This window comes from Flavobacterium sharifuzzamanii, from assembly GCF_003254585.1.
In the GTDB taxonomy this organism is placed as follows: Bacteria; Bacteroidota; Bacteroidia; order Flavobacteriales; family Flavobacteriaceae; genus Flavobacterium; species Flavobacterium sharifuzzamanii.
Map to the genome: position 1 here is coordinate 23,881 of NZ_QJGZ01000030.1, position 25,084 is coordinate 48,964.

The following is a 25,084-nucleotide window of genomic DNA, read 5'->3' on the forward strand; positions in this document are numbered from 1 at the left end:
TGTTTGTTTTCTTTTTTTAACAAAAAAAGACTGTAATAATTAGGTGTTGAAATTTTTGCATTCCCATTATTAAAAGCTTTTAGGATCAGATGAAAGTTTTTGAGGTGAATAAAAATTCGTACTGAGAAAAATCGATTTTTTTAAAATAAAAGACTTTTATTTTAAACCAGGACTGCAAAAATCAGATTAAAAGTTGTATCCCATAACAAACAAACTATAATCATTATGAAAAAAAGGTTTTTGCAAATGGCAACTATGAGGCATCGTGTCCTTATAATTTGCTTTCTCATTTCCGCTTTTACTCGGGCTCAAGATGAGGGGAATAAAAGCATGGAGATTTATGGTTTTATTATGACCGATGTTGGTTATAATTTCAATCAGATACAATCAGATTGGTATGATGTAGTAAGGCCTACGAAACTGCCTGCTTATAAAGACCAATACGGACCAGATGGCAACTATTACGCTTCTGTACGTCAGACTAGACTAGGTTTCAAAAATTATTTTGATACTGGAATAGGAGAATTAAAAACACACTTTGAGTTCGAATTGTTTGGTACGGGCGTCGATGCAGGACAAACTACTTTTCGTCTGCGTCATGCCTATGCAGAATTAGGCAAATTTGGAGCTGGACAAACTTGGAGCCCTTTTATGGATATTGGTGTATTCCCTAATTCGCTTGAATATTGGGGACCAACCGGAATGGTGTTTTTTAGAAATATTCAAATACGTTATATGCCAATTCAAGGTGATACCCGTTTAACTATTGCATTAGAAAGACCTGGAGCAAGTGCCGATCAAGGAGATTATGCGAATCGTGTTGAGTTGCAAGGAGTAAAAGCAAGATTTCCTCTGCCAGACCTTTCTGCAGAATACCATCATGCTACAAAATGGGGGTATATTGAGTTAGCTGGTATAGTTCGAAAAATTGAATGGAAAGACCAAAATAATGACCAATATAACTTGTCTGGAGACGCAGTAGGTTGGGGGCTTAATTTAAGTACCAACATTAATTTTAGTAAAAATGATGTTTTTAGAGGACAGGTAGTATATGGAGAAGGAATACAAAACTACATGAACGATGCTCCGGTAGATATAGGTATTGAAAACAATTTTGGCAATCCAGTAACTCCGGTAAAAGGTGTTGCGCTTCCTTTGGTTGGAGTTGTAGCTTTTTTAGATCATAATTGGAGCGATAAGTTTAGCACTGCGATAGGATACTCTATGATCGATATTGACAATTCAGACGGACAGACAAATGATGCTTTCAAAAAGGGGCAATACGTTCTTGGAAACCTTTTATACACTCCTGTGAAAAATTGTATGGTAGGTATGGAATTTCAGTGGGGAAACCGCGAAAACTTCAACGATGGATGGAGTACCTCAATAAATAAAATACAGTTTTCTTTTAGATATAATTTTTCGCAATCATTTTATAAAAGAAATCAGTAAAAGCCTTTAGTTTTTTAATCAATAAAAAAAAGAAAATATGTGTAAAACTGTACAATACCTGCTATTTTTCGGATTGTCTTTAGGCATTCTTAATGCTCAAACTCGAACTGAAAAAGACCTTTTAGGAGAAAAACAAATTCCAGTAAATGCTTATTACGGTGTGCAGACCGCACGTGCATTAGAAAATTTTCAGATAAGTAGCTTAACTACACAATCTTACCCTGATTATGTAAAAGCTTTTGCAATGGTTAAACTAGCTGCGGCACGCGCCAATGCTGATGTCGGCCGACTTAAAAAAGATAGGCTGGCTGCCATAGAAAAAGCTTGTCAGGCTGTTATTGATGGTAAATATCATGATCAATTTTTGGTTGATTTGTACCAAGGAGGTGCTGGTACTTCTGCAAATATGAATGTGAACGAAGTTTTGGCCAATATTGCACTGGAACTGAGCGGACATAAAAAAGGAGAATATCAATACATTGAACCTCACGATGATCTTAATATGGGGCAATCAACCAACGATGTGTATCCAACAGCGATAAAAGTGGCATTACTGCTTCATAACGACAAACTGCTTCAAGAAGCCGATCTTTTGGCTAAAGCTTTCCATAAAAAAGGCGATGAATTTAAAGATGTTTTAAAAATGGGACGAACTGAAGGACAGGATGCTGTGCCAATGACCGTTGGGCAGGAGTTTCATGCTTTCGGTAACCAGCTTGATGCAGAAATTAGCGCTTTAAAAAAGGCGGAAGTTTATTTATGTGAACAAAATATGGGAGCTACAGCAATCGGGACTGGAATTACTGCTTCTCCAGGATATGCAGAAAAAGTAGCCGCACATCTTGCAAAAATTACAGGAAAACCAATCGTAATGAGCAAAGATCTTATTGCAGCTACGACCAGCCAACAAGGATTTGTAATGTATTCTTCTACACTTAAGAGCATGGCAGTTGCTTTGGCAAAGATAAGCAGCGATTTGATCATTTTGGCTTCTGGTCCACGTACTGGGTTTTTCGAAATCAATCTGCCAGCACTTCAGCCAGGATCGTCAATTATGCCGGGAAAAGTAAATCCGGTTATGCCAGAACTTATGAACCAATTGTGTTTTAAAGTTATGGGAAATGACCTGACTGTAACGGTTGCGGCGCAGTCTGGTTTATTGCAGTTAAATGCTTTTGAACCTGTTCAAGCCATTGCCATGATGGAATCTCAAGGATTGTTTTTTAAAGCAATGCCATTGTTTAGAAAAAACTGTATCGATGGTATTACGGTAAACAAAGATGTTTTAGCACATTATATGGATAGAAGTGTTGGTGTTGTAACGGCTCTGAATCCTATTTTGGGTTACGAAAAAACAACCGAACTAGCCAAAGAAGCGCTGGCAACCAATAAAGGTATTCTGGAACTTATACGCGAAAAGAAATTGCTGACAGAAGATCAAATCAAGAAACTACTTGATCCAGCAACTTTAACAGGCCAAAAATAACCTCAACCTTAAACAGAAAAAACATGAAATTAAATATCAACTTTTACAAAAAAATACTTTTACTGCTGATACTTTCATTAAACATCAGCATGTTCGGACAGGCTAAACCTAAAGTTTTAATCTTGGCAACAGGCGGAACAATTGCAGGTTCTGCTAAAACAGGAGTACAGTCCGGATATACTTCGGGTCAGGTAACCATTGATGCGATGGTGAATGCGATTCCAGATGCTTTAAAAGTGGCAGATATAAAAGGCGAGCAAATTGCGAATGTTGGATCTCAGGATATGTCATTTGAAATTATGCTGAAAGTAGCCAATCGAATTAATGAATTAGCCAATAGCAATGATGTAGATGGTTTCGTAATTACGCACGGAACTGATACGATGGAAGAAACGGCCTTTTTTTTAAATCTAACTACAAAAACAGATAAGCCAGTAGTGCTTGTAGGATCAATGCGTCCCTCTACAGCCATTAGTGCAGACGGACCTTTAAATCTTTATAATGCTATTGCTGTAGCAGGCGATCCTAAAGCAAAAGGACGAGGAGTGCTTTTGGTAATGAATGACTGGATTCATTCGGCTCAATCTTTAACAAAAGTAAGCACAACGGCCGTTCAGACTTTTATGTCTCCGCTTCGTGGACTTATTGGTATTACTTCTTACGGAACAAATGATTTCTTTAATTACCCTAGTCAAAAATTTGGAAAAAACTCAGAATTTGATGTGAAAGGTGTTAGCTCTTTTCCAAGAGTAGATATTATTTATGCCGATGCAGATATGAAACCAGATTTAATTGATGCTTCAATAGAGCGCGGTGCCAAAGGAATTGTAATTGCAGGAGTAGGAAACGGAAATATGAACAAAGCTTCTCTAGATGCTTGTGCGAGAGCTAGTAAAAAAGGAATTATCGTAGTTCGAAGCACACGTGTTGCGACTGGACTGGTAAGCCGTAATGTGGAATGCAATGATGATGAACTTGGACTTATTGCTTCGTACGCTTTGAATCCGCAGAAATCTAGAATCTTATTGTCAGTAGCATTATTGAAACAAAGAAGCTTGGCAGAACTTCAGAAGATATTCGAAGAATATTAATCTTATTTTTTAAGCAAATCTAAACTTATGATCCTAATACTATTATTGATGCTGATAAAATCAATGCTAAAGGTAACAGCTGCTTTTTGGTCTGTTAGTAAAAGGGAATAATGTAATATCAACTTGAAAATTTAACGTGTATGAAAAATAAAATAGTGGTAAAAGCGGTTCTCGGAGGGGTCTTTGCTTTATTGGTTTCCTGCAATACAAAAAAGGACGAAAATACTGTGATTGATTTAAAAGAAATCAAGAAGCAAATTCAGGCAAAAGAAAATGAATATGCTGCGACATACAATGCAGGCCAGCTAAAAGAGATAGGCTATTATGCAGATGATGCGATAACTTTTTATCAGAACAGACCACCGATTATTGGTAAAGAGGCGAGATATGAATTTTTGAAATCAGATTTAACAGACAATACCAATACAATATCATTTGAAACCAAAGAAGTTTTTGTTTCGCATGACGGAAATATGGTTCTAGAAGTAGGATATTATAAAGTAATAGATTCTACTAAAACGCCAATTAATACCGGAAACTACATGAGCTATTTCGAAAAAAGAGATGGCAAATATGTATGTGTAAGAGACATGAGTGCTTCTGATGGATTGGTAGAGTAATTTATAAATAAAGATTATGAAAAAGATACTATTTGTACTGTTATTGGCTTTTGGATTGAATGCCACTGCTCAAAGTTCTGTAGATGAAATAAAATTAATCCAAGATCTTTATGGAAAATCTAAGGCAGATGTAGTTAAAGAATATTTGGGTTTAACAGACGTGCAGGCTACAGCATTTCAGCCGATTTACGACAATTACGAATCGGAACGCAAAGCCTTGAGTCAGCAGAAGATTCAAATTCTTGAAGATTATGCAAAGAATTATGCCACACTGAGCGATGCTAAAGCGACAGAATTAACATCGGCAAATCTAAAATATAATCAAGAATCTGAAAAACTCCTTGCCAAAACGCATTCTAAACTGGTAAAAGCAATTGGCGGAATCAATGCTGCAAAATTTGTACAGCTTGAGCAGTATTTGCAAGTAACCATACGATCTGAAATTCAGAACGCTATTCCTTTTATTGGAGAATTGGATAAAACCAAAATGCATTAGACAATTTCTGGGTACAGAGTAGAAAGTATAAAAAGATTTTCTACTCCACTTATTAATATTTTATACTCTTACTATGATAAAGAAATTTACAAAATATTTGACAGTTGCATTAATCATGTCAGCCCAGTTGATTTTTTGCCAATCTGAAAATGATGGTCCAGAACTTGGGCTTCCTGGCGATAATCTTGATCTGTATGCTGTAATGTCTCTGTTTCAGAAATCAAAAACCATTGAGGAATTTGAAAAAAACCTGAATCTAGAGAAAACAGGAATCAATAATTTGGATTTGAATTTGGATAAAAAAGTAGACTTTATAAAAGTAGTCACAAAGAAAAATGGCAATTCGTTTACCTTTATTCTTCAAGTTGCTGTAAACAAGAACGAAAACCAAGACGTTGCTGTTATTTTGGTCGATAAAGACAAAAACGGGAAGGTAAAAATGCAGATTGTAGGCGATGAATTGCTGTACGGAAAAGATTATGTCATTGAACCAGTAAGCAAATCATCACCAGCAAAAACAGCAAACCCTGGCTATACAGGAGACGAACCTGTACAAAGTTCACCAGCTGTAACAGCAGTTGTGGTAGAAACGGTGCCAATTGTACAATATGTATATTCACCAGCTTATGTACCGTATTATCCACCTTATTATTACGGATTTTATCCACCTTATTTCGCCGCTTTTACCGTAATGGCGGTCGGAATTTATCGTCATAACCATTACTACCATCATCATGGTTATCATGGCGGACATTACCATGGCGGACATAACAATGTATATATTAATAACAGAAACAGTTTTAATAATTACAATAATAATAGATCAAGATCTAATACTGTACGAGATAATTCTACCAATAATAGGTATAATACCAATCGAGGTAACTCGCGTCCTTCGGCAAGCACACGACCATCAGCAGGAAATTCCAATCGTGTAGGAAATACTAGTGCATCTGGAAGAACCCGTCAGAGTTCGTCGCCAAGTGCAGGGACTTCAAACCTTAATAGAGGAAGTTCTTCAGGATCAAGTTTTAATAGAGGAGGAGGATCTTCATCAAGACCAAGTGCCGGACAAATGGGAGGCGGTTCTCGCAGTATGGGAGGCGGAGGCTTCGGCGGAGGTGGCGGAAGAAGAAGATAAACGGCGTTTTTTATAATGTTTCATCAGGAAAAAAGCGTAAATCCTTTTGGGTTTACGCTTTTTTGTTTTTTATATCCGATATAATTTTTATTTTAAAAGGGCATTTATTTTACTGGTTATCATATAAGATAACCTTTTTCTGAAAGTATATTTTGATATTTGAATTATTGAAAATAATATAAAATTGAAAGAATGGAAACTGTAGAAATAGAGAAAGTAAATTATCTTAAAAAACAATCAACTCAATATTTAAATATTTTAAAATCGGCTAATAAAGGTTACCATGCAGAACTCAAGGTTTTAAATTACTCCGAATTAGGTTGTGTAATAACAAATATGTTAAAGGTGTGCATTTTGGCATTAGAAAATGATAATTATAAAAAACCTTCAATAGATGTCGGATTGGTTTTAGAACAAGCACTTCATTTATTTCCTACTGACGAAATGGAATTGCTGGATATTATAAACGAAATGTTGGTTAAGGAATAAAAAAAAGCTTCAGATTGTTCTGAAGCTTTTTGTTATGCTAAGTTTTCTGCCACAAAGTTTTTGCAATACTCTTTTATCAGCTCTCGCACAGTTCTAAATTGCTCCATAATTTCAGAATCTGTTCCTGTTGCTTTTGCAGGATCAGGAAAGTTGTAATGATATTTAACAGCGTTGGTTGGAAAAAACGGGCATCGCTCTTTAGCATTATCACAGACTGTAATCACAAAATCAAAATCGATATGAGTATATTCATCAATATTATTCGATGTATGATTTGAAATATCTATTCCGTCCTCTTTCATTATCGAAATAGCTTTTGGGTTAACGCCATGAGTTTCTACACCCGCGCTGTAAACCTCAGCTTTATTTCCAGCAAAAAACTTCATGTAACCTTCAGCAATCTGACTTCTGCAGCTATTTCCTGTGCAGAGTATTAATATTTTCTTTTTCATAATTAAACAAATAGCCAAATGATATTTATGATGCAGAATTTTGGTTCAAAACCGAAAAGGAGCTGCAGTAAAATAACAGAAGTAGTTATTATAATTGGTTTCTTGTATTTAAAGATTTGTTCTTTCATTTTTTAGCAACATCCTGAATCTGGTGTGCAGCAGGAAGCAGCATCATTGGTTAATTGAGTGAGATTAACTTTTTGCTTTTCTGTTGGAATACCGCAAGAATCTTGTGCTAGACAAGCTGTTGTTTTGTTTTTTAGGACAAAAGTTTGTCCGTTAAATTCTAAATCATATTTTCCAATTGTAGCATTTTGATATTCCACTTCAATTTCTAAATCTTCGATGTTTAATTTATCTTCAGACAATTGAATAATGTGTAATAATTTATTAGGTTTTAAACGATGCTCAAAATCGTTAGCATCCCAAAGCTGAAAGTTTACTGCTTTTTCATTTCTGATTACTCCGCCACAATCAATAAAGTTTTTGGTAACGACTCCAACTTCTGTCACATGAAAATGTTCTGGTACAAAAGTTCCGTTTTCTAATTGAAATTCAACATTATCTAATGTTGGTAAAATCTGTTTTACTTCTGATAATTTCATCTTGTTCTTATTTATTTGTTAATTGCAATATTGCGATATGGTTTGTCAAAAAAAATGTTTTAGCAACATTTTGATTTTGAAATAGTTTGTGTGATGTTTAAAAAATAGGAGTTTAAAATACCGATTGTTTTTTCATCGATACAATAGCAAATTGCATTTCCAGAAATATTTCCTTTAATGATTCCTGCATTTTTCAACTCTTTTAAATGTTGAGAAACTGTAGGCTGGGCAAGAGGCAGTTCATTTACAATATCTCCGCAAATACATTCATTCACTTTAAGTAAATATTCGATAATAGCAATTCTTGCAGGATGCCCCAATGCTTTAGCAATTGTAGCAATTTTATTTTGCGCGTCTGTAAAATGTTCAGTTTTAGTTGCTCCCATGTTGAATATATTAATATTGCAATATTACGATATTAATTTTAAAAGATGCAATTTTTGATTGATTAATTTAAAATAAAAAAGCCCCAGATTTCTCTGAGGCTCTATAATATTGAAAAATACTTTTTTAGAAATTAGTATTTATCTTTTTCGAACGATCTGCGATGTAAGAGATTAACCAGATTACCTGTCCTTCTTTTACAAAGTAAACTTTCTTTGTTGCCAAATCTGGAATACTTTCAAGACAAGTTACAAGAATATTGTTTGCCGAAATCAAATACTTTTGATCGTAAGTGCTCAAAACTCTAGCAGCTTCTTTGTTTGTTTTTGCAAGGTTAGTAAATTTACCAAAGTTGTTTTTAAGAACAGCATCATAGTCGATAACATCCTGAAGAGTTAAAGCAACATAATGCTCTTTATTCGCATTTTCATCATAAAAAAGAGTTGAAAATGCCCAAACAGCACCACCAGATAAGTATAGTTTATTCTTTTTTGCTAAAGGAGGATTAGCATCAAATAACTCTTTAGTTTTTTTACGTAGAATTACATTATAGTCAAAAGACTTTTCCTGATAAGTAGACATATCATTTACCTGACTTTTATTTACCACTGTTTTTTCAACAGCATCAGTAAGCGTCATTGTTCCGAAACTAAGTTCTAAAGGAACAAACTCTAATTTACCATCTTTAAGTTCGTCGATATAACCTCCCTTTGTAGTTTGAGCACCAATGTCAAGAAGGAAAGCATTAGCAAAATCTACAGGTGGTATTGCACCTTTTACAAGTGTTTTTGCTTCTTCGTTAACCTCTAATATTTCTAACTGTTTACCAGTTAAAATAGCAATTTTGTTTTTTAGAACATCAATGTTGCGAGCAGATGCAAAAACTGGAGCCGCTACAACAAAGATATTTTCTTCAAGAATTTTATTCTCAGCTTTAATTTTTTGCAATTGGTTTGTAACCGTCAAGCTAGTTTTTGTGATGTCTTCTTGAGTAAGTTCACCTTTTGAGTCAATATGGTCAGCAAAAGGAATTCTCTCAGTCCAGAAAGAAAGGATTTTGTAATCCGCTTTTCTGATGTTGCTCACATCAATAACAGAAACTTTGATTGCTCTTCGGCCAATTTCAATTCCAGCATAAATATTTTTTTGCGAGAATGAAGTAACAGAAAAAAATAATGTTAAAAGGGTAAAAAATAAAAATTTGGGGTTGTGTTTTTTAAGCATTGTGTTGAATTGTAGTTATAATATAATTTGTTTTTAAGAATTATAAAGTTTCTTTTTGGTGGTATTTATGTGAAAATCACAATTTTAGAATGAAAACAAATGATTTCATTACGGAATTGCGAATTTAAGAAAACATTTAATAATATAAAATCAGTAATTAAGAAAACGTGACATTAAATTATTGTAAAGTAATAACGGGTTTTATTTCGAGAAAGTATATTTATAAAAAAAGCTTCAGAGAAATCTGAAGCTTTTTTGTTTGATAGCTGATGTCTTCAAATAGCTAAACAATTTACTAAGAAACTGTTTTCTAGAAAGAACAAATGAATTTGGACGTTTGAACAAACTTGCCGATTAAAATATTTGGGAAATTTGTATCAGATAAAAATGAAGAGAAAATGGAATCAAAAAAAGATCAAATTCTTTCAGAGCCAAAGCTCATGCAAAACTTCTATTCGGGAACGAATGTTGAAAACGAAGCCTTTGTGTCCGATCACATCTTTAGCTATATCATAAGTGGCAGACATGATGTTTGGATAGGATATAAGAAATACACGTTTACTGCTGGCGATTACCGATTCTTTAGAAGAAATCAATTAACAAAATCAATTAAGCATACAGAATCTGACGGATTTAAGTCTATAGCTGTTCATTTTGACCAAAATACTCTTAAAGAAATTTCAAAAGAATTTGGATTCAAATCAGAAAGGTTTCATGGTGAAGGGGTAAAGATTATAAAGGCAAATAATATGCTGAAAAATCTGTAACTCTATTAAATGAATATGGGCAAAGAAAAGATATTGATAATGAAATTTTACGGATTAAAATTAAGGAACTGGTTTTAATACTTGCAGATGCCGATCCTGAAATTAAGCAAATGCTGTTTGAATTTAACGAGCCTGGAAAATTGGATTTGGAAGGGTTTATGAATGGTCATTATAGATACAATGTTTCGTTAGAAAAATTTGCATTCCTTACAGGGCGCAGTTTGTCAGGTTTCAAAAGGGATTTTGCGAAATTGTTTAAGATTACTCCAAGCAGATGGCTTACTAAAAAACGGCTTTCTGAAGCAAAATATTTAATAGAAAATTGCAAGCAGCGTCCAAGCGATATCTACTTAGAAATCGGCTTTGCTAATATGTCTCATTTCTCTTATGCCTATAAAAAAGAGTTTGGGATGTCGCCTTTACATACGAATAACAACAACTAATTTACACATAAAATGGATTTAAAATTAAAAGGAAAAAGAGCGCTTGTTACGGGTTCGAGTTCGGGACTTGGAGAATCAATAGTTAAAATGTTGGCAAATGAAGGAGCGACCGTTATTGTTCATGGTAGGAATGAAGATCGTGCCAATGTTGTGTGTCAGGAAATTATCAACAATGGCGGAAAGGCAGAAATAGCTTTAGGAGACCTTAGTACCGATAAAGGAGCTGATGACGTTGCTTCTGCAGCGCTTAAAAATGGTCAAATTGATATTTTAATTAATAACGCCGGCGCAACATCGCATAAATCTTGGGGTGAGGCGACAACAGATGATTGGTCTGAAATTTATAACAACAATGTGGTTTCATATGTAAGAATGATTCAACGTGTAGTGCCACAAATGAAAACATTAGGTTGGGGACGAGTTATTCATATCGGTGGAGGGCTAGGCATACAGCCTATTAAGGAGCAGCCACATTATAATGCGACCCTTGCTGCAAGGCATAACCTTTCTATTTCGTTAGCAAGATCATTGCAAGAAACCGGAATAACCTCAAATATTGTGTCTCCTGGAGCAATTATTAACCCTATGGTTGAAGATTGGCTTGTAAATGCTGCACCTAAGTTTAATTGGGGGACAGATTTAGATGAAATAAAATCTAAGGCTGTTCAACAACTAATTCCAAATGATACTGGACGTTTTGGAGAACCTGAGGAAATTGCTGGAACCGTCGCGTATCTCTGCAGTACTTATGCCAATTACATTAGCGGAGCTACTATTAGAGTAGATGGCGGTACCATTAAATGCATGTAAAGTATATTTCTGGAATTTTCTAATAAAATCTATACCATTAGTACGATTGAATTTATCCAAGCAAAAAAGCTTCAGATTTCTCTGGAGCTTTTTTAGTAACAAGAATTATTATGGTGTACGGGATGCCGTAAAAAACTTACAAGCAATTAGGTTATATTGCACATAATAATTTTTTAGCATCATCTTTAAATGAAAATAATACAAAGCTTTTGGTCTGGAAATTTAACTGATTTAACACGCAATTATGGCTGGAGTTCTTATAAATATAATTGGCTGAGTTGGATTTTAAGCTGTCATCAATTAGTGAAATTTCATGAAGAAGTTGAACTTTATACAGATCGTTTTGGATATGAAATTTTAATTGAAAAATTGAATCTGCCTTATACCAAAGTTCATGTAGTTTTAGATGATTTAAATAATTATCCTAAAGATTTATGGGCTGTTTCTAAAATTAAAGTATATCAGATGCTGAACGAACCTTTTTTGCATGTTGACGGAGATGTTTTTGTATGGGAATCTTTGGAAACTAAATTTCAAAATGCCGCTGTACTTACACAAAATTTAGAAATTACTGCTGATAATTATACTAAAATGTGGGACAAAATTTCGCCAGAACTCCTGTATATGCCGGTTGAAATGGAGAAATACCATAAGACGCCAAACAATTTTGCTTGCAATATGGGAGTTGTAGGAGGAAATGATATTGATTTTTTTAAGCAGTATTCCAAAATTAGCATTGATTTTTTAGATAAAAATATAGCCATATCACCAAAAATTAACTGCCATAATTTTAATTTATTTTTCGAACAAATTTTGTTTTATCAATATGCTCAAAATAGGGGGGTAAAACTTGAGTTTCTGTTTGACGAAGTATATAATGATGGTTACTATGATGGCTTTGCAGAGTTTCAGGATGTGCCCGAAAAGAAGTACTTACATTTGCTAGGCGAATATAAAAGAAACCCTGCCGTATGTAAAGCGATGGAAATTTATGTTATGAGAAACTATCCTGAATGCTACTCGAAAATGGCAACCTTAATTAATGAGGCGGAAGGAAATCAAAATGAAATCGAATTTCTTAATAAAGAGAAAGTTGAAGAATTGATTTCAGATTTTGATTATGAACTAAGAAATAAAAAGTTTCTTGATGACAATTATCTCCTGAGAAGAGATCTATACACCGAAGCTTTACCAAATTACTTTAGAAGTTTACTAGACAAAGAAGATTTTAATATCGTGCTACTTAAGGGTTTTGATGTCGTTATTGGACAGGATGAGGAAGAAGCGTCTTTTTTGGAAATAAAAGAGCTTAATGAAGTATCTAAAAAATATGAATTGGACAATTTAGATGAAATTGCTTTATCTGAAATTGAGCAAGGAATTCGATATTCAGATTTTATTTCTGAAATGTTGCTTCATTTCGATTATGATTCAGAAGAGGCAAAAAAAGATATTCTGATTCTTTTAAACAGTAAGCTAACTAACTATATTGTTTTGAAAATAATTGCTATTTATAGGTGATTTTATAATAAAAATAAAAAATAATATTTGTTAAATATTTTGATTATGTCTTGTTTTTATTGCGGTTTTTTCAGGTTTTAATGTGTTGTAAAACTATTATAAATGTTAAATTTTTATGTAAATGTGGTTTTCCGTAAGAAAATGTCGTTATAAAAAATAATATTTGTGAGTAGAGTTGTGGTTTTATGAATACAAGTCCAAATAGATAGTCTATGATAGATTTAATTCCATATTTTTTTTTAAAATATTAAGTTCAAAAATATAATATTCTTTGCTGAAAAGGAGCTAATATCTGAGCAAAGTGATTTTGGTTTCATTCTAAAAGAAATAAAAAAAAAGTCCTGCGCAGGAATTGACAGAGATTCCAAATGTCTTTAAATTATTGGAAAATATTAATTAATTTAAATTACTAAGTTATGTTTAAAAAAACCGCAAAAAACACAGAAATTAAAAAATTTACTCCAAGTGATGTGCAAAAACTGACTGAAAAAGAGTTAAAACAAACTATGGGAGGTTATCAATACCCTAATCTATGCTTTGATTATGAGTCTGGTAAATATTATAAGTGCTAATTAAGCAGATTGTAATATCATAATAATTGATTAAACTGCTGGCATAATTGTCAGCAGTTTTTTTAATTGGAAAGTGTTTTTCATATTAATGTTCTGCCTTAGGCTTATTTGTTATGAAGGCTATAATGTTATATGCTAAAAGGGAAAAAAAATATTAAAAAGTTGGAATCACTAAAATTGTTAAAAGTAATTAAGAAATGAAAAAAGAACCTAGTATTGATAATCTTCTTTTAGGTAAGAAGCATAAAAAACTATTCATTATAATTTATATTAGTATACTGTTTACTTTAATGTTTTATTTTTTTGGAAAAGTTTTTGGTGAAGCACTGTATTTTGCAACTCATTAGAAATAAATAATTAAAGGTTTCACTATATTAAATGATCTCAAGAATAAAAAATATTGTATTTGGACTTAAGCAGTGGGAACTAATATTGCTTATAATTCTTCTAAATTTTACAAATAATTACCTCTTTTCGGTTATTTCAAATCTTTTTGATATTTCTTTAAATAAGGGGTTTAATTATCATTATACAATTAAAGAAAAAATTGTTTTATTTGTTATAGCTGCTCCTCTCATCGAAACTTTACTATTTCAGTATGCTGTTATTGAAATTTTAAAAAGTATAAAAATCAAATTAATATATTGTTGCTTTTTATCAGCATTTGTCTTTGCATCATTCCATTTATATAATATTTTTTATTTTTTATATGCCTTTGTAGGAGGGCTTTTGTTTGCTTTTTTATATGTCAGGGGCAAGAATCAAAAAAATGCAATATTATTGCCATTAGTGACGCACATAATTTATAATGGAATAGTTTTTATTAGCAAATATTATTTAGCTTAATTTAATTGTCAAAAGAGTTTTTATTTGAAAAATATTTTGGTAGCACTTAAAGAATGTAGGATGATTTTGGCCTAGAAAGCTAATGGTCAGAAACGAATAATAATCATGAAAAAAGAATTTCCAACTATAAAAACCGAAAGACTTTTGCTGAGACAATTTGCAGATAGTGATCTTGAAAATGTTTTCAAAGGGCTTTCACATCCAGAAGTTATTAAATATTATGGAGTGAGTTTTCAAACATTGGAAGCAACAAAAGAACAAATGATTTTTTTTGCTGACCTTGAAAAAAACGAGACAGGAATTTGGTTTGCTATTTGCTCTGCTGACAATAAAACATTCTACGGAGCGGCGGGATTAAATAATTTAAGTAAAGAACATAAAAAAGCAGAAATCGGTTTTTGGTTAATTCCAGATTTTTGGGGATATGGAATTATCAAAGAAGCAATACCGTTAATTTGCAATTATGGATTTGATAATTTAAAACTTAACAGAATTGAAGCATTTGTTGAGACAGAAAATAAGAATTGTAAAAGCGTAATGGCTAAACTTGACTTTCAGTACGAAGGAACTATGAAAGACTGTGAAATTAAAAATGGCAAGTTTATAAGTCTTGATATTTATGCTAAAATCAAAGATAATTTAATAAAGTCTGTATAAGAAATCAAATAAAGAAAAGCTTCAGATTTCGCTGAAGCTTTTCTTTATCTGTACATTCGTATAAAGCTTACATTCCTATAGCATAAGTAATTCCCCCAAGTAAATGCTGTACAAAAAGAGGGTCACTGTAACTTTCAGGGCTGTGTCCTAGAGCAGTGTAAAATGCTCTGCCGCCATCATACTCGTGATACCATGCCAAGGGATGATTATCACTATGTTTACCGCCTTTATATGAAGACTCGTCAATTTTTATAAGCACATTTACGTTTGGGTTTAAATATTTAAAATTGTACCATTCGTCTTTTCGTTCCCAGATTGCAGGAAGATGCTTTGTAGACGGATGTTCATGGTTTACAATTATAAGTTTAGCATTCTGTGGCTCAGGGTGTCCTTCAAAAATTCCGCCAATCATTTGTGTGTACCAAGACCAGTCTGGTTCGCAGTTTGTGGCCGAATGAATGCCAACAAAACCATTTCCGTTTTGTATAAATTTTTGCAAAGCCATTTTTTGATTTTCGTCTAAAACATGACCTGAGGCACTTAAAAATATAACAGCTCGATATTGTTTTAAGTTTTTTGAATTAATTGCCAGAGAGTCTTCAGTAGCGTCTACAATAAAATGATTTTCCTGTCCCAATTTTTTTATCGCTGCAATTCCGGCAGGAATGCTTTCATGTCTGAAACCATTAGTTTTAGAAAAAATCAGAACTTTTTTGGTTTTATAAGAAGTAGTCTGTTCTTCGGTTTTTATGTGAAAAGAAACCAAGAAATAGCTTGTTAGTACAATGAAACTGAATAAAAAAGATTTTTTTATCGAAAACAGGTGGTTCATTTTGGAAAGTTTTATTTGGGGAAGATAGAGAAAAAATATTTCTGCAGAGCGCCTTTTTTAGGCTATTACAAAATGGCTAGTTCTGAATAATCGGTACAGATTGCTATTGGTATTACTTCTGTCGACAATTGAAAAGTTTTGCAAATGCCTCGAAATTTGCGTTTTAAAAATTTTTCAGATATTTGATATATAAAATCTCATTAACAATTATTCTAAAATTGGTAATCACAATAATATGAACTATCAAAATATTGTTCCCGAAGACTCTATTTCGCTTTTTGTGAAAAACATATGGGTGTTTGAAAATGAAGATAAAAATACAGATACTACATTGCCTTTTTTTGCAGATGGCTGTCCGGGTTTAATGTTTCAGCAAACTGATCGCGGATTGATTGTAAAGCCTCATGATAAAAAGATGCCAGAAGTTTTTCTCTACGGACAAACAATTCTACCAATTGAACTTGAGATTTCGGGCGCATTTCTTATTATCGTTTTTCAGTTGTATCCCTTTGTCTTAAAGACATTTTTTGATATCCTGCCCCAGAGCATAAATGATAATTGCTATTACTTTGATGATACTGAGGAAGATATAAGATGGCTTAAAAAACAATTGGAATCGAGTGAAAGCGCAAAAGATAAAATTGAAATTATATCAAAATTGCTTTTACGGTACTTTGAAAAGAAAAAGGAAAACCTTGATTTTGAAATACGGCAAGGCATAGAATGTATCTTTCAAACAAAAGGTCAGGAAAGTATACGCTCGATTGCCAGTAAGCTAAAGTTCAATATTCGCACCTTTGAGCGAAGATTTCTGGCCGAAACAGGTCTTACTCCTAAACAGTTTGCTAAGATTATCCAATTTCAAGCCTCATTGGATCAATTGACGGTTAAAGATTATGAAAAACATACCGACATTGTGTATCAAAATGGTTTTTCAGATCAATCTCATTTCATAAGAGTTTTTAAAGCTTTTACTGGTAAAACTCCAAAATTATTTGAGAAATAATAATCACTGTCGCTTTTATTCTATTTTAGGACATTTATCTATTGCAATTTTGTATCACTAATCTTAAAAATTGATACAAAATGAAAGTAATAATCTTTGGAGCCACAGGTACAGTTGGCATTGAAATCGTAAAACAAGCATTAAAAAATGGTGATGAAGTAACAGCTTTTGTTCGTGATCCCCAAAAACTGCAAAACATTTCTCATCCTAACCTTCATATTCATGTAGGGGATGTTTTGAGTTTGAATGATGTTGAAAACGCGTTGCATGGTCAAGAAGCAGTTTTTTGTGCTTTAGGCGATGGTAGAAAAGGCAAAATACGTGCAGAAGGAACAAAAAAAATTATTGAGGCCATGAGAAAAAAAGGATCAAAGAGATTGATTTGCCAAACGACGCTCGGCTTGGGTGAAAGCTATGGAAATCTTAATTTTATCTGGAAACATATTATGTTCGGAATGTTGCTAAAAAAAGCATTTCAAGATCATAAATTGCAAGAAAAATATATTTTGGACAGTAATTTGGATTATACAATTGTTAGGCCAAGTGCTTTTACAGATGACCAAATTACCAATACGTATCGAATAGGTTTTGACGGAAATTATAAAAAACTCAATCTAAAAATTGCCCGTAAGGAAGTTGCCGATTTTATGATTCGTCAGCTAGATACAAATGAATATTTAAAAAGAACCGTTAGTATTTCCAATTAAAATGAGAGCATCAAACATTCTATTAATTATTACGGCAACGATAACAGCATTAATGGCTGGGCTTTTCTTTTCGTACTCGATTTCGGTGAGTTTGGGATTGGGAAAACTAAACGATAAGGAATTTCTAAATGCCATGCAGAACATCAATCGAGAGATTCAGAATATTCCATTTTTCATTTGTTTTTTCGGAACGTTGATTATGCTCCCAATTACCAGTTTTCTGCACTACAAAAAGCAATCTTTTCTGTTGCTCATTATAGCTACTGTATTTTATTCACTTGGTGTATTTGCTGTAACAGTGTTTGTAAACGTTCCTCTGAATAATAAGCTGGAGTTATTTGAACTTACAAATGCCTCAAGCGCAAGTGTGAAGCAAATGAGAAATATTTTCGAAGGCCGTTGGAATTTTTGGAATGATATTAGATCCCTATCATCCTTATGTAGCGTGTTTTTCGTTATTTTAGCCTGTGTTTATAATGGGCATAAATTAAAAAGTAATTGATGCTAAATAAAAATAAATTGATATAAGCAAAAAGACACCACTTGTAGAAGTGGTGTTTTTTTGTAGCAGCGAGCATTTAATTATCTTGGATTATTAAAGTATTTTAGTATGTGCATCTTAATTTTTTCTATGTTTTTTGTTTGTATAGCCCTTTACATAAGTTCCGAAAAGTATCAATCAAATTAAAAATATTTTTAATTATTTATAATGGGAAAATAATAAATTTGAAAATAAATAATGCGTGAAGCTCATCATGTGTATCTACCTGAATTTGGATGGTTTTGTCGCGTAAATAAATAAGTTGGGCAATGTTTTACAAAAAAAATGAAACAAATGAAAATAATATATTCTGTAATATTTCTGATTCTAGTTAGTTGTGGAAAATCAACTTCTCAAAATCAAGCTAAAACAAATCTAACTCCAAAGGAAGAAAGAGTTGGGCTTGACACAGAAAATAAATATTGGGATTCAATTTGCAAGATAGAAACTAAAAATGCCGAAAAAGATATTAAACAAAATAAATTAACTTATTTTCATTATTTTGGAATGGTAGTGCAATATCGAAGTAATGAAGAAATGAACAAATTACTTTCGAACTATAATATTGGTATCGGTTCTGCTTCTTATTACTGTACGGTTCCAGGTGAATTACAAAATTGTTACGCACGTAAAATGCGACAAGAAATAGACAAACGATATGGAAAAAAATTCATAGATTCTTTACGAACTATTGCTGAAAAACAATATGTAGAAAATAATCTAAACAAAGTTTATGCTTTTGAAGAATGTGATACCATATCAAGATATCCAAATGATAAGTGTTATGAGGACTTTTTTAAAAATTATAAAAACGATTTTTTAAAAATTGCAAAATATCCCGAAGATTTTGAATTTAGAAAAGAAAATGATAAGTATTCTTGGATTTCGGCGGACTTTATATTGCATAAAGATGGTACGGTAACCAATATAGATATTGAACTAAAATTTCAAAATGAAGGAAATTATAAATACTCATCTTATTATACAAAAAAACTTAAGGAATTCATTTTAAATACAAAATGGATTCCAGCAAAAAGTATGGGTATAAAAGTTACTAGTAAAGTTCCGTTAACAATACATTTTAAATAAATCAAACACATAATGACAAAAGTTTCAGATTTCTCTGAAGCTTTTGTTGTTGTAGTCTAAAGGGACAATTTTCGAATCATTTCATAGTGATTTGAAAATTCTAACTCAGATTTAGTAGCCGACTATTCTCTAGCTGGCGCGAGCGTCCAGATCGTGAACGCAAAATCATTTTAAGTGGTCTAAAACAAAAAAAAGCTTCAGATTTCTCTGAAGCTTTTTTTCTTTAGTAGCGGGAACAGGACTCGAACCTGTGACCTTCGGGTTATGAGCCCGACGAGCTGCCTACTGCTCTATCCCGCGATGTTTCGGGTGCAAAGATACGCCGATTTTTTAGAAATCCAACGAAAACTTTAAAAAATGTTTTATTTTCTGTATTGAGTTGATATGACTACCTTTGCAAAATAAATAAAGCAAAAAATGTCACATAAAGCAGGTTTCGTAAATATTATCGGAAATCCAAATGTTGGAAAATCAACATTGATGAACGCTTTCGTTGGAGAACGATTGTCGATCATTACATCAAAAGCACAAACTACACGTCATAGAATTCTAGGAATTGTAAACGGAGAAGACTTTCAATTAGTTTTGTCTGATACTCCTGGAATCATCAAACCAGCATACGAAATGCAGGAATCTATGATGAACTTTGTAAAATCGGCTTTTGAAGATGCTGACATTTTAATCTACATGGTCGAAATAGGTGAGCAGGATCTTAAAGACGAAGACTTCTTTAAGAAAATCATTCATGCTAAGATTCCTGTTTTATTGCTTTTAAATAAAATTGACAATTCAAACCAAGAACAATTAGAACAGCAAGTTACTTTCTGGAAAGAGAAAGTGCCAAATGCAGAGATTTTCCCAATTTCTGCTTTGCAGAATTTCAACGTTCCAGAAGTTTTCGGAAGAATTATCGAATTACTTCCAGAATCACCACCTTATTACCCTAAAGATCAATTAACAGACAAACCAGAACGTTTCTTTGTTAACGAAACCATTCGTGAGAAAATCTTATTGAATTACGCTAAAGAAATTCCATACGCAGTAGAAATCGTAACAGAAGAATTTCATGAAACCGACAATATTATCAGAATCCGTTCTGTAATTATGGTAGAACGTGATACGCAAAAAGGAATCATCATTGGACATAAAGGCGCAGCTTTGAAGAAAGTAGGAACCGATGCAAGAGCTGATTTAGAGAAATTCTTCGGAAAACAAATTCACATTGAACTTTATGTAAAAGTGAACAAAAACTGGAGAAGCAATGCCAATATGCTGAAACGTTTCGGATATAATCAATAGTTTATAATTGTTTCAAGTTTCAGGTTTCAAGTTAAACGTCAGGTATAAAACTTGGCACTTGAAACCTGAAACTTGAAACAAAAAATAATAAAATCTTAGGTACTTAGAAACTTAGCGTCTCAGCAACTTTTTTTAACTACCTTTGCAAAAAAATTAAATAAGGCATTTTGGATTATAAGTGATTAGGTTTTTAGGGAGCTAAGAATCTGAAATCTAAAGTCTAAAATCTAAAAAACAAAAAAATGAGTAATAACATTGTTGCGATAGTAGGAAGACCTAATGTGGGGAAATCGACCCTTTTTAATAGGCTGATACAAAGAAGAGAAGCTATTGTAGATTCAGTATCTGGGGTTACCCGTGATAGAAACTATGGTAAAAGCGAGTGGAACGGAAAAGAGTTTTCGGTCATTGATACAGGTGGATACGTACGTGGAAGTGATGACGTATTTGAAGGTGAAATCCGTAAACAGGTAGAACTTGCTATCGACGAAGCAGATGTTATTATTTTTGTGGTTGATGTTGAAGAAGGAATCACGCCAATGGATGAAACTGTTGCAAAATTACTTCGTAAAGTAACAAAACCAGTTTTATTGGCTGTAAATAAAGTAGATAACGCAATGCGTGAGAAAGATGCAATTGAGTTTTATAATCTTGGTTTAGGAGATTATTTTACGTTTGCAAGTATCTCAGGAAGCGGAACAGGAGATTTGTTGGATGCTTTAATTGAGGCTTTCCCAGAAAAACCAGAAGTTGAGGTTAAAGAAGATTTGCCTCGTTTTGCAGTTGTAGGACGTCCGAATGCTGGAAAATCTAGTTTTATCAACGCTTTGATTGGTAAAGACCGTTATATTGTGACAGATATTGCTGGAACAACTCGTGATGCTATTGATACTAAATTTGACCGTTTTGGTTTCGAATTTAATTTAGTTGATACTGCGGGAATTCGTCGTAAAGCAAAAGTAAAAGAAGATTTAGAGTTTTATTCTGTAATGCGTTCTGTGCGTGCTATCGAACATGCTGATATTTGTATTTTGGTGATTGATGCAACTCGTGGGTTTGAAGGTCAGGATCAGAGTATTTTCTGGTTGGCTGAGAAAAACCGTAAAGGTGTGGTAATCTTGGTAAACAAATGGGATTTGGTAGAAAAAGACACCATGTCTACACGTGATTACGAAGAGAAAATCAAAAAAGAATTGATGCCTTTTACAGATGTGCCAATTTTATTCGTTTCTGCTCTAACAAAACAGCGTTTATTGAAAGCGCTTGAAGCAACAGTTCAGGTTTACGAAAATAGAAAACAGAGAATTCCGACTTCAAAATTCAACGAATACATGTTGAAGGTGATTGAATCTTATCCACCGCCAGCAATGAAAGGAAAGTATGTCAAAATTAAATATTGTATGCAGTTGCCAACTCAAACACCACAATTTGTGTTTTTTGCTAATTTGCCGCAATACGTTAAAGAACCTTACAAACGATACTTGGAGAATAAAATTCGTGAAAAATGGGATTTTGCAGGAGTTCCGATCGATATTTATATAAGAGAAAAATAAAAAAAGAATCCCCTCGAATAGGGGATTTTTTTATGTTTGGTGTCTAGATAATTAAAAGATCAATTTTTTATTGGCATCATATTTGAATAAATGTAAAAAATACAATTAAACCTTTTGCGTTTTTTTAAGTCTTACTGATCTAACTAACCAATTTTATGACCAAAATTTATTCATTTCTATTGTTTTTAGCTTTTGTGTATTCGGCAAATGCCCAAAACAATATCGTTATTAAAGGAACTGTAGTTGATATCAACTCGCAGCTTCCGCTAGAACTCGCCACCGTTTATTTTACAGCTGTAAAAGATTCAACTATTATTGAGTATGCTACAACCGATAAAAACGGAAATTTTATCATCAATACTAAAAAGTATGATAAGCCGGTTTTCTTAAAAGTAAATTATACAGGATATCAAACTTATTTTGAAGAGCAAAAAGCGCTTACAGAAAGTAAAGATTTTGGTAAATTATACCTGCTTGAAAATGCTAATGTTTTAAATGAAGTGGTAATTAAAAGTGAGGCACCACCAATTACCATTAAAAAAGACACTTTAGAGTTTAATGCAGGCTCGTATAAAGTTCGTCCAGATGCAAATGTGGAAACTTTATTGAAACAGTTGCCAGGATTTGATGTTGATAATACAGGAAAAATTACGGTAAATGGGCGAGAAGTCAATCAGGTTTTAGTCAACGGAAAAGCATTTTTTGATAAAGATGGTGCTATTGCGATTAAAAATCTTCCAGCTGATATCATCAAAAAAGTTCAAGTTTCTGATTTTAAAACCAAAAAGGAAGAATTGGCTAAACAAGAATCGACTTCGGATTATTCGAGTATAAATATTACCATTGACGAGAAAAAAAATAAAGGTTATTTCGGAAAAGTTCTTGGCGGATATGGTTCGGATGAGCGCTACGAGAGCAGTTTAATGATGAATTTTTTTAAGAATAAACAAAAAATAAGTGTATTAGCTTCGGCCAACAATATCAATTCAACTGGATTTGCTATGGATGAGGTTTTTGATAATATGGGAGGCGGACGTAATGCAAAAGGTGGCAGCCAAGGCGCTAGCAGTGGAGGAAAAGGAATTACACAATCTACTTTGGCTGGAATCAATTATTCTGATGATTGGACAAAAGATTTGGAATTTATGAGCAGTTACAACTTTACAAATGCTGTGACTAAAAATGAAAGTAAATCGAACCAGCTTAGTTTTTTGCCAACAGGAAATATTTTAACCGAAGCCGATTCTAAAACTAGGAATGAGAATACGGGAAACAAAGTCAATTTTGAGTTAGAATACAAAATCAATCCTACTATGCAGATTGTTTTTGCTCCTAAATTGAATTTATCAGAATCAAATAGTAATTCTACTTCCTCGACTTCTTCTGAAAATGAGAATGGCGATGCTTTAAACGAAAGTACAGGAACATCACACACAGAAAGTTCGAATACGAATTTTGCCAACAGTATTAATTTCAACAAAACTTTTAAAAAGCAATCGAGAAATTTAAGTGTGGTTTTTAATAATAATAACACTAAGAGCGACTCAAACGGAATCAATATTTCTGAGACTATTTTCTATCAAGATAATAAGCCAAATGACGAAAGAAATCAGAATGCGAAGAATACTTCTAAAAGTGATGCTTATTCCCTTGATTTAGAATATACAGAGCCAGTAACAGATTCGCTGAGGTTGCGTTTCGGAACCGATTTTGATTGGCAGAGTTCGATGAATGATCAAAAGACATTTAATTTTGATGATGCCTCACAAGAATATTCAGATTTAAATTTATCGTTAACCAATTATACTACATCTAAGCAAAATTCTATTACGCCAAAAGTGGGTATTACTTGGCAGAAAAGTAAATTTACGCTGAATGTGAATTCAAGAACATCAATTGTAGAGTTTGATAATCATTCTTTTTACTTAAATCAAGCAACAGATTTGAATAAGAGATATATGTTGCCTTACGGAACGGCACAGCTTCGATACAAATTCAACCGTTCTAAAAACTTAACTTTTAAATACGATTATTCTAATGCGCTTCCGTCAGCAACACAATTAATGCCAGTTGCAGATTTGAATAATCCGTTGAACAGTGTAATCGGAAATCCAAATCTTAATCCGATTGAGAAAAGTACAGCAGGCATCGATTTTAAGAATTTTGATTTTAGAACGCGTTCAGGATATAGTTTATTTCTTAAAGGTGATTACTATAACAATGATGTCGTTTCTACTTCAATTTATGATGATAGCGGAAAAAGAAATACAACTTATGTGAATATTTCGGGAACTTATTCGGCTTCGATTGGAGGAAACTGGAATCAACAGGTTAAAAAAGATGCTCATACTTTAAGATACGGTTTGCGTTTAAGCGGTAATTATAATTTTGATAAAGGATTTACTAATGCTGTTCTGTATTATGCAAAATCTGTTGTAGTTACACCAAGTGTCTATGCTTCTTACGATTATGGTGAAGTGCTTTCGATTGCGCCATCTTATAGTTTATCGTATAACGAAACGAGATATGAAAACTATTCAAGAGATGCGACTTCAAACGTGATTCACAGAATTAATATGCAGACAACATCATATTGGCCAGCTAATTTAATATTCGGAAATGACTTTGGATATACTTATAATTCGAACATTTCAGACGATTTTAAAAAGGATTTCTTCCTTTGGAATACGAGTTTATCGTACGGATTTTTAGATAAAAAATTATATGCTAAAGTGAAAGTTTATGATGTTTTAAATCAGAATCAAAGTGCAACAAGAACTATTTCGCCAACCTCAATAAGAGATGAAGAAAATACAGTTTTAAAACGATATGTAATGTTTTCTTTAGCCTATAAAATCGGAAACTTTGCAGAAAGCAAAAAAGGAGGAAGGAGACAGAGAGGATCTTGATTTTTAGGTTCTGAGGTACTAAGGTTCTAAGGAGCAAAGGCTCAAAGGGACAAAGGTTTAAAGGTTGCAAAAAAATGCCTATCAAATTAATT

At 32.9% G+C, this 25,084-nt stretch carries 26 protein-coding genes and 1 tRNA gene; 21 read left to right on the top strand and 6 right to left on the bottom strand.

Annotation, left to right across the window (positions count from 1 at the left end; all coding sequences use genetic code 11):
* Window positions 1-330: 330 nt before the first annotated feature.
* The 7 genes from DMA14_RS01375 (at window position 331) to DMA14_RS01405 (ending at window position 6,775) form a co-directional block, all read left to right on the top strand.
* The gene (locus DMA14_RS01375; RefSeq protein WP_238989901.1) at window positions 331-1,452 is read left to right on the top strand and encodes a DcaP family trimeric outer membrane transporter; all 1,122 of its coding nucleotides are present in this window, start codon (window positions 331-333) and stop codon (window positions 1,450-1,452) included.
* Between the two features lie 37 nt (window positions 1,453-1,489).
* Entirely contained in the window at window positions 1,490-2,938 is a 1,449-nt protein-coding gene (locus DMA14_RS01380; protein ID WP_111422535.1) for an aspartate ammonia-lyase, read from the top strand.
* Between the two features lie 23 nt (window positions 2,939-2,961).
* Window positions 2,962-4,029: a type II asparaginase gene (locus tag DMA14_RS01385; protein WP_111422537.1), complete on the top strand. Its 1,068-nt coding sequence runs from the start codon at window positions 2,962-2,964 to the stop codon at window positions 4,027-4,029.
* A gap of 140 nt (window positions 4,030-4,169) precedes the next feature.
* Complete coding sequence (locus tag DMA14_RS01390) at window positions 4,170-4,649, top strand: YybH family protein (RefSeq protein ID WP_111422539.1); 480 nt, start codon at window positions 4,170-4,172, stop codon at window positions 4,647-4,649.
* 16 nt (window positions 4,650-4,665) lie between these two features.
* Window positions 4,666-5,145, top strand: coding sequence for a hypothetical protein (locus DMA14_RS01395; RefSeq protein WP_111422541.1), 480 nt, complete (start codon window positions 4,666-4,668; stop codon window positions 5,143-5,145).
* Between the two features lie 73 nt (window positions 5,146-5,218).
* The gene (locus tag DMA14_RS01400) at window positions 5,219-6,286 is read left to right on the top strand and encodes a hypothetical protein (RefSeq protein ID WP_238989902.1); all 1,068 of its coding nucleotides are present in this window, start codon (window positions 5,219-5,221) and stop codon (window positions 6,284-6,286) included.
* Window positions 6,287-6,478: 192 nt separating this feature from the next.
* Window positions 6,479-6,775 (top strand): hypothetical protein, encoded by a 297-nt coding sequence (locus DMA14_RS01405; protein ID WP_111422543.1) that lies wholly within the window; start codon window positions 6,479-6,481, stop codon window positions 6,773-6,775.
* A gap of 32 nt (window positions 6,776-6,807) precedes the next feature.
* Here the strand turns inward: DMA14_RS01405 and DMA14_RS01410 are convergent, their stop codons facing one another.
* The 4 genes from DMA14_RS01410 to DMA14_RS01425 all read right to left on the bottom strand — a co-directional run bounded on the left by DMA14_RS01410 (window position 6,808) and on the right by DMA14_RS01425 (window position 9,440).
* The gene (locus DMA14_RS01410) at window positions 6,808-7,227 is read right to left on the bottom strand and encodes an arsenate reductase ArsC (protein ID WP_111422544.1); all 420 of its coding nucleotides are present in this window, start codon (window positions 7,225-7,227) and stop codon (window positions 6,808-6,810) included.
* A gap of 131 nt (window positions 7,228-7,358) precedes the next feature.
* The gene (locus DMA14_RS01415; RefSeq protein ID WP_111422546.1) at window positions 7,359-7,832 is read right to left on the bottom strand and encodes a DUF6428 family protein; all 474 of its coding nucleotides are present in this window, start codon (window positions 7,830-7,832) and stop codon (window positions 7,359-7,361) included.
* Window positions 7,833-7,891: 59 nt separating this feature from the next.
* A complete protein-coding gene (locus DMA14_RS01420; protein WP_111422548.1) occupies window positions 7,892-8,218 on the bottom strand; it encodes an ArsR/SmtB family transcription factor in 327 nt (108 codons plus the stop codon).
* Between the two features lie 124 nt (window positions 8,219-8,342).
* Window positions 8,343-9,440: a Ppx/GppA phosphatase family protein gene (locus DMA14_RS01425; RefSeq protein ID WP_111422549.1), complete on the bottom strand. Its 1,098-nt coding sequence runs from the start codon at window positions 9,438-9,440 to the stop codon at window positions 8,343-8,345.
* 398 nt (window positions 9,441-9,838) lie between these two features.
* Between DMA14_RS01425 and DMA14_RS01430 the strand changes: the two genes are divergently transcribed.
* The 7 genes from DMA14_RS01430 to DMA14_RS01455 all read left to right on the top strand — a co-directional run bounded on the left by DMA14_RS01430 (window position 9,839) and on the right by DMA14_RS01455 (window position 15,056).
* Window positions 9,839-10,207: an AraC family ligand binding domain-containing protein gene (locus tag DMA14_RS01430; RefSeq protein WP_157957640.1), complete on the top strand. Its 369-nt coding sequence runs from the start codon at window positions 9,839-9,841 to the stop codon at window positions 10,205-10,207.
* 110 nt (window positions 10,208-10,317) lie between these two features.
* Entirely contained in the window at window positions 10,318-10,650 is a 333-nt protein-coding gene (locus DMA14_RS01435) for a helix-turn-helix domain-containing protein (RefSeq protein WP_111422553.1), read from the top strand.
* A gap of 12 nt (window positions 10,651-10,662) precedes the next feature.
* Window positions 10,663-11,460, top strand: coding sequence for an SDR family NAD(P)-dependent oxidoreductase (locus DMA14_RS01440; protein ID WP_111422555.1), 798 nt, complete (start codon window positions 10,663-10,665; stop codon window positions 11,458-11,460).
* A 189-nt stretch (window positions 11,461-11,649) separates the two neighbouring features.
* A complete protein-coding gene (locus DMA14_RS01445; RefSeq protein ID WP_111422556.1) occupies window positions 11,650-12,981 on the top strand; it encodes a DUF6734 family protein in 1,332 nt (443 codons plus the stop codon).
* Window positions 12,982-13,397: 416 nt separating this feature from the next.
* Window positions 13,398-13,553, top strand: coding sequence for a hypothetical protein (locus DMA14_RS22700; protein WP_157957641.1), 156 nt, complete (start codon window positions 13,398-13,400; stop codon window positions 13,551-13,553).
* 378 nt (window positions 13,554-13,931) lie between these two features.
* Window positions 13,932-14,399, top strand: coding sequence for a CPBP family intramembrane glutamic endopeptidase (locus tag DMA14_RS01450; protein WP_111422558.1), 468 nt, complete (start codon window positions 13,932-13,934; stop codon window positions 14,397-14,399).
* Between the two features lie 105 nt (window positions 14,400-14,504).
* Complete coding sequence (locus tag DMA14_RS01455) at window positions 14,505-15,056, top strand: GNAT family N-acetyltransferase (protein WP_111422560.1); 552 nt, start codon at window positions 14,505-14,507, stop codon at window positions 15,054-15,056.
* 67 nt (window positions 15,057-15,123) lie between these two features.
* On the opposite strand, the gene DMA14_RS01460 is transcribed toward DMA14_RS01455, so the two are convergent.
* Window positions 15,124-15,888: a ThuA domain-containing protein gene (locus tag DMA14_RS01460; RefSeq protein ID WP_111422561.1), complete on the bottom strand. Its 765-nt coding sequence runs from the start codon at window positions 15,886-15,888 to the stop codon at window positions 15,124-15,126.
* A 235-nt stretch (window positions 15,889-16,123) separates the two neighbouring features.
* Here DMA14_RS01460 and DMA14_RS01465 point away from each other — a divergent pair, with 235 nt between their 5' ends.
* The 4 genes from DMA14_RS01465 (at window position 16,124) to DMA14_RS01480 (ending at window position 19,231) form a co-directional block, all read left to right on the top strand.
* Window positions 16,124-16,894, top strand: coding sequence for a helix-turn-helix domain-containing protein (locus DMA14_RS01465; protein ID WP_111422562.1), 771 nt, complete (start codon window positions 16,124-16,126; stop codon window positions 16,892-16,894).
* Between the two features lie 80 nt (window positions 16,895-16,974).
* Window positions 16,975-17,601, top strand: coding sequence for an NAD(P)-dependent oxidoreductase (locus DMA14_RS01470; protein ID WP_111422564.1), 627 nt, complete (start codon window positions 16,975-16,977; stop codon window positions 17,599-17,601).
* A gap of 1 nt (window position 17,602) precedes the next feature.
* On the top strand, window positions 17,603-18,103 hold the full coding sequence (locus DMA14_RS01475) for an anthrone oxygenase family protein (protein WP_111422565.1): 501 nt from the start codon (window positions 17,603-17,605) through the stop codon (window positions 18,101-18,103).
* A 333-nt stretch (window positions 18,104-18,436) separates the two neighbouring features.
* Window positions 18,437-19,231: a hypothetical protein gene (locus DMA14_RS01480; protein ID WP_238989904.1), complete on the top strand. Its 795-nt coding sequence runs from the start codon at window positions 18,437-18,439 to the stop codon at window positions 19,229-19,231.
* Between the two features lie 227 nt (window positions 19,232-19,458).
* Here DMA14_RS01480 and DMA14_RS01485 read toward each other — a convergent pair.
* Window positions 19,459-19,531 (bottom strand) — tRNA-Met (locus tag DMA14_RS01485).
* A 117-nt stretch (window positions 19,532-19,648) separates the two neighbouring features.
* Between DMA14_RS01485 and era the strand changes: the two genes are divergently transcribed.
* The 3 genes from era to DMA14_RS01500 all read left to right on the top strand — a co-directional run bounded on the left by era (window position 19,649) and on the right by DMA14_RS01500 (window position 24,992).
* Complete coding sequence (gene era, locus DMA14_RS01490; protein WP_111422569.1) at window positions 19,649-20,530, top strand: GTPase Era; 882 nt, start codon at window positions 19,649-19,651, stop codon at window positions 20,528-20,530.
* Between the two features lie 242 nt (window positions 20,531-20,772).
* A complete protein-coding gene (gene der / locus DMA14_RS01495) occupies window positions 20,773-22,083 on the top strand; it encodes a ribosome biogenesis GTPase Der (protein ID WP_111422571.1) in 1,311 nt (436 codons plus the stop codon).
* A 155-nt stretch (window positions 22,084-22,238) separates the two neighbouring features.
* Complete coding sequence (locus tag DMA14_RS01500) at window positions 22,239-24,992, top strand: outer membrane beta-barrel protein (protein ID WP_111422573.1); 2,754 nt, start codon at window positions 22,239-22,241, stop codon at window positions 24,990-24,992.
* Window positions 24,993-25,084 lie beyond the last annotated feature (92 nt).

Excerpts from the sequence above, each read along its gene's own strand:
- DMA14_RS01480 (WP_238989904.1), top strand. The coding sequence starts at position 18,437 with ATGAAAATAATATATTCTGTAATATTTCTGATTCTAGTTAGTTGTGGA.
- DMA14_RS01415 (WP_111422546.1), bottom strand. The coding sequence starts at position 7,832 with ATGAAATTATCAGAAGTAAAACAGATTTTACCAACATTAGATAATGTT.
- DMA14_RS01405 (WP_111422543.1), top strand. The coding sequence starts at position 6,479 with ATGGAAACTGTAGAAATAGAGAAAGTAAATTATCTTAAAAAACAATCA.
- DMA14_RS01395 (WP_111422541.1), top strand. The coding sequence starts at position 4,666 with ATGAAAAAGATACTATTTGTACTGTTATTGGCTTTTGGATTGAATGCC.
- DMA14_RS01400 (WP_238989902.1), top strand. The coding sequence starts at position 5,219 with ATGATAAAGAAATTTACAAAATATTTGACAGTTGCATTAATCATGTCA.
- DMA14_RS01450 (WP_111422558.1), top strand. The coding sequence starts at position 13,932 with ATGATCTCAAGAATAAAAAATATTGTATTTGGACTTAAGCAGTGGGAA.
- DMA14_RS01425 (WP_111422549.1), bottom strand. The coding sequence starts at position 9,440 with ATGCTTAAAAAACACAACCCCAAATTTTTATTTTTTACCCTTTTAACA.
- DMA14_RS01430 (WP_157957640.1), top strand. The coding sequence starts at position 9,839 with ATGGAATCAAAAAAAGATCAAATTCTTTCAGAGCCAAAGCTCATGCAA.
- DMA14_RS01465 (WP_111422562.1), top strand. The coding sequence starts at position 16,124 with ATGAACTATCAAAATATTGTTCCCGAAGACTCTATTTCGCTTTTTGTG.
- DMA14_RS01445 (WP_111422556.1), top strand. The coding sequence starts at position 11,650 with ATGAAAATAATACAAAGCTTTTGGTCTGGAAATTTAACTGATTTAACA.
- DMA14_RS01390 (WP_111422539.1), top strand. The coding sequence starts at position 4,170 with ATGAAAAATAAAATAGTGGTAAAAGCGGTTCTCGGAGGGGTCTTTGCT.
- DMA14_RS01410 (WP_111422544.1), bottom strand. The coding sequence starts at position 7,227 with ATGAAAAAGAAAATATTAATACTCTGCACAGGAAATAGCTGCAGAAGT.
- DMA14_RS22700 (WP_157957641.1), top strand. The coding sequence starts at position 13,398 with ATGTTTAAAAAAACCGCAAAAAACACAGAAATTAAAAAATTTACTCCA.
- DMA14_RS01500 (WP_111422573.1), top strand. The coding sequence starts at position 22,239 with ATGACCAAAATTTATTCATTTCTATTGTTTTTAGCTTTTGTGTATTCG.
- DMA14_RS01435 (WP_111422553.1), top strand. The coding sequence starts at position 10,318 with ATGCTGTTTGAATTTAACGAGCCTGGAAAATTGGATTTGGAAGGGTTT.
- DMA14_RS01455 (WP_111422560.1), top strand. The coding sequence starts at position 14,505 with ATGAAAAAAGAATTTCCAACTATAAAAACCGAAAGACTTTTGCTGAGA.
- DMA14_RS01475 (WP_111422565.1), top strand. The coding sequence starts at position 17,603 with ATGAGAGCATCAAACATTCTATTAATTATTACGGCAACGATAACAGCA.
- DMA14_RS01460 (WP_111422561.1), bottom strand. The coding sequence starts at position 15,888 with ATGAACCACCTGTTTTCGATAAAAAAATCTTTTTTATTCAGTTTCATT.
- DMA14_RS01385 (WP_111422537.1), top strand. The coding sequence starts at position 2,962 with ATGAAATTAAATATCAACTTTTACAAAAAAATACTTTTACTGCTGATA.
- DMA14_RS01380 (WP_111422535.1), top strand. The coding sequence starts at position 1,490 with ATGTGTAAAACTGTACAATACCTGCTATTTTTCGGATTGTCTTTAGGC.
- DMA14_RS01440 (WP_111422555.1), top strand. The coding sequence starts at position 10,663 with ATGGATTTAAAATTAAAAGGAAAAAGAGCGCTTGTTACGGGTTCGAGT.
- DMA14_RS01420 (WP_111422548.1), bottom strand. The coding sequence starts at position 8,218 with ATGGGAGCAACTAAAACTGAACATTTTACAGACGCGCAAAATAAAATT.
- DMA14_RS01375 (WP_238989901.1), top strand. The coding sequence starts at position 331 with ATGGAGATTTATGGTTTTATTATGACCGATGTTGGTTATAATTTCAAT.
- DMA14_RS01470 (WP_111422564.1), top strand. The coding sequence starts at position 16,975 with ATGAAAGTAATAATCTTTGGAGCCACAGGTACAGTTGGCATTGAAATC.
- der (WP_111422571.1), top strand. The coding sequence starts at position 20,773 with ATGAGTAATAACATTGTTGCGATAGTAGGAAGACCTAATGTGGGGAAA.
- era (WP_111422569.1), top strand. The coding sequence starts at position 19,649 with ATGTCACATAAAGCAGGTTTCGTAAATATTATCGGAAATCCAAATGTT.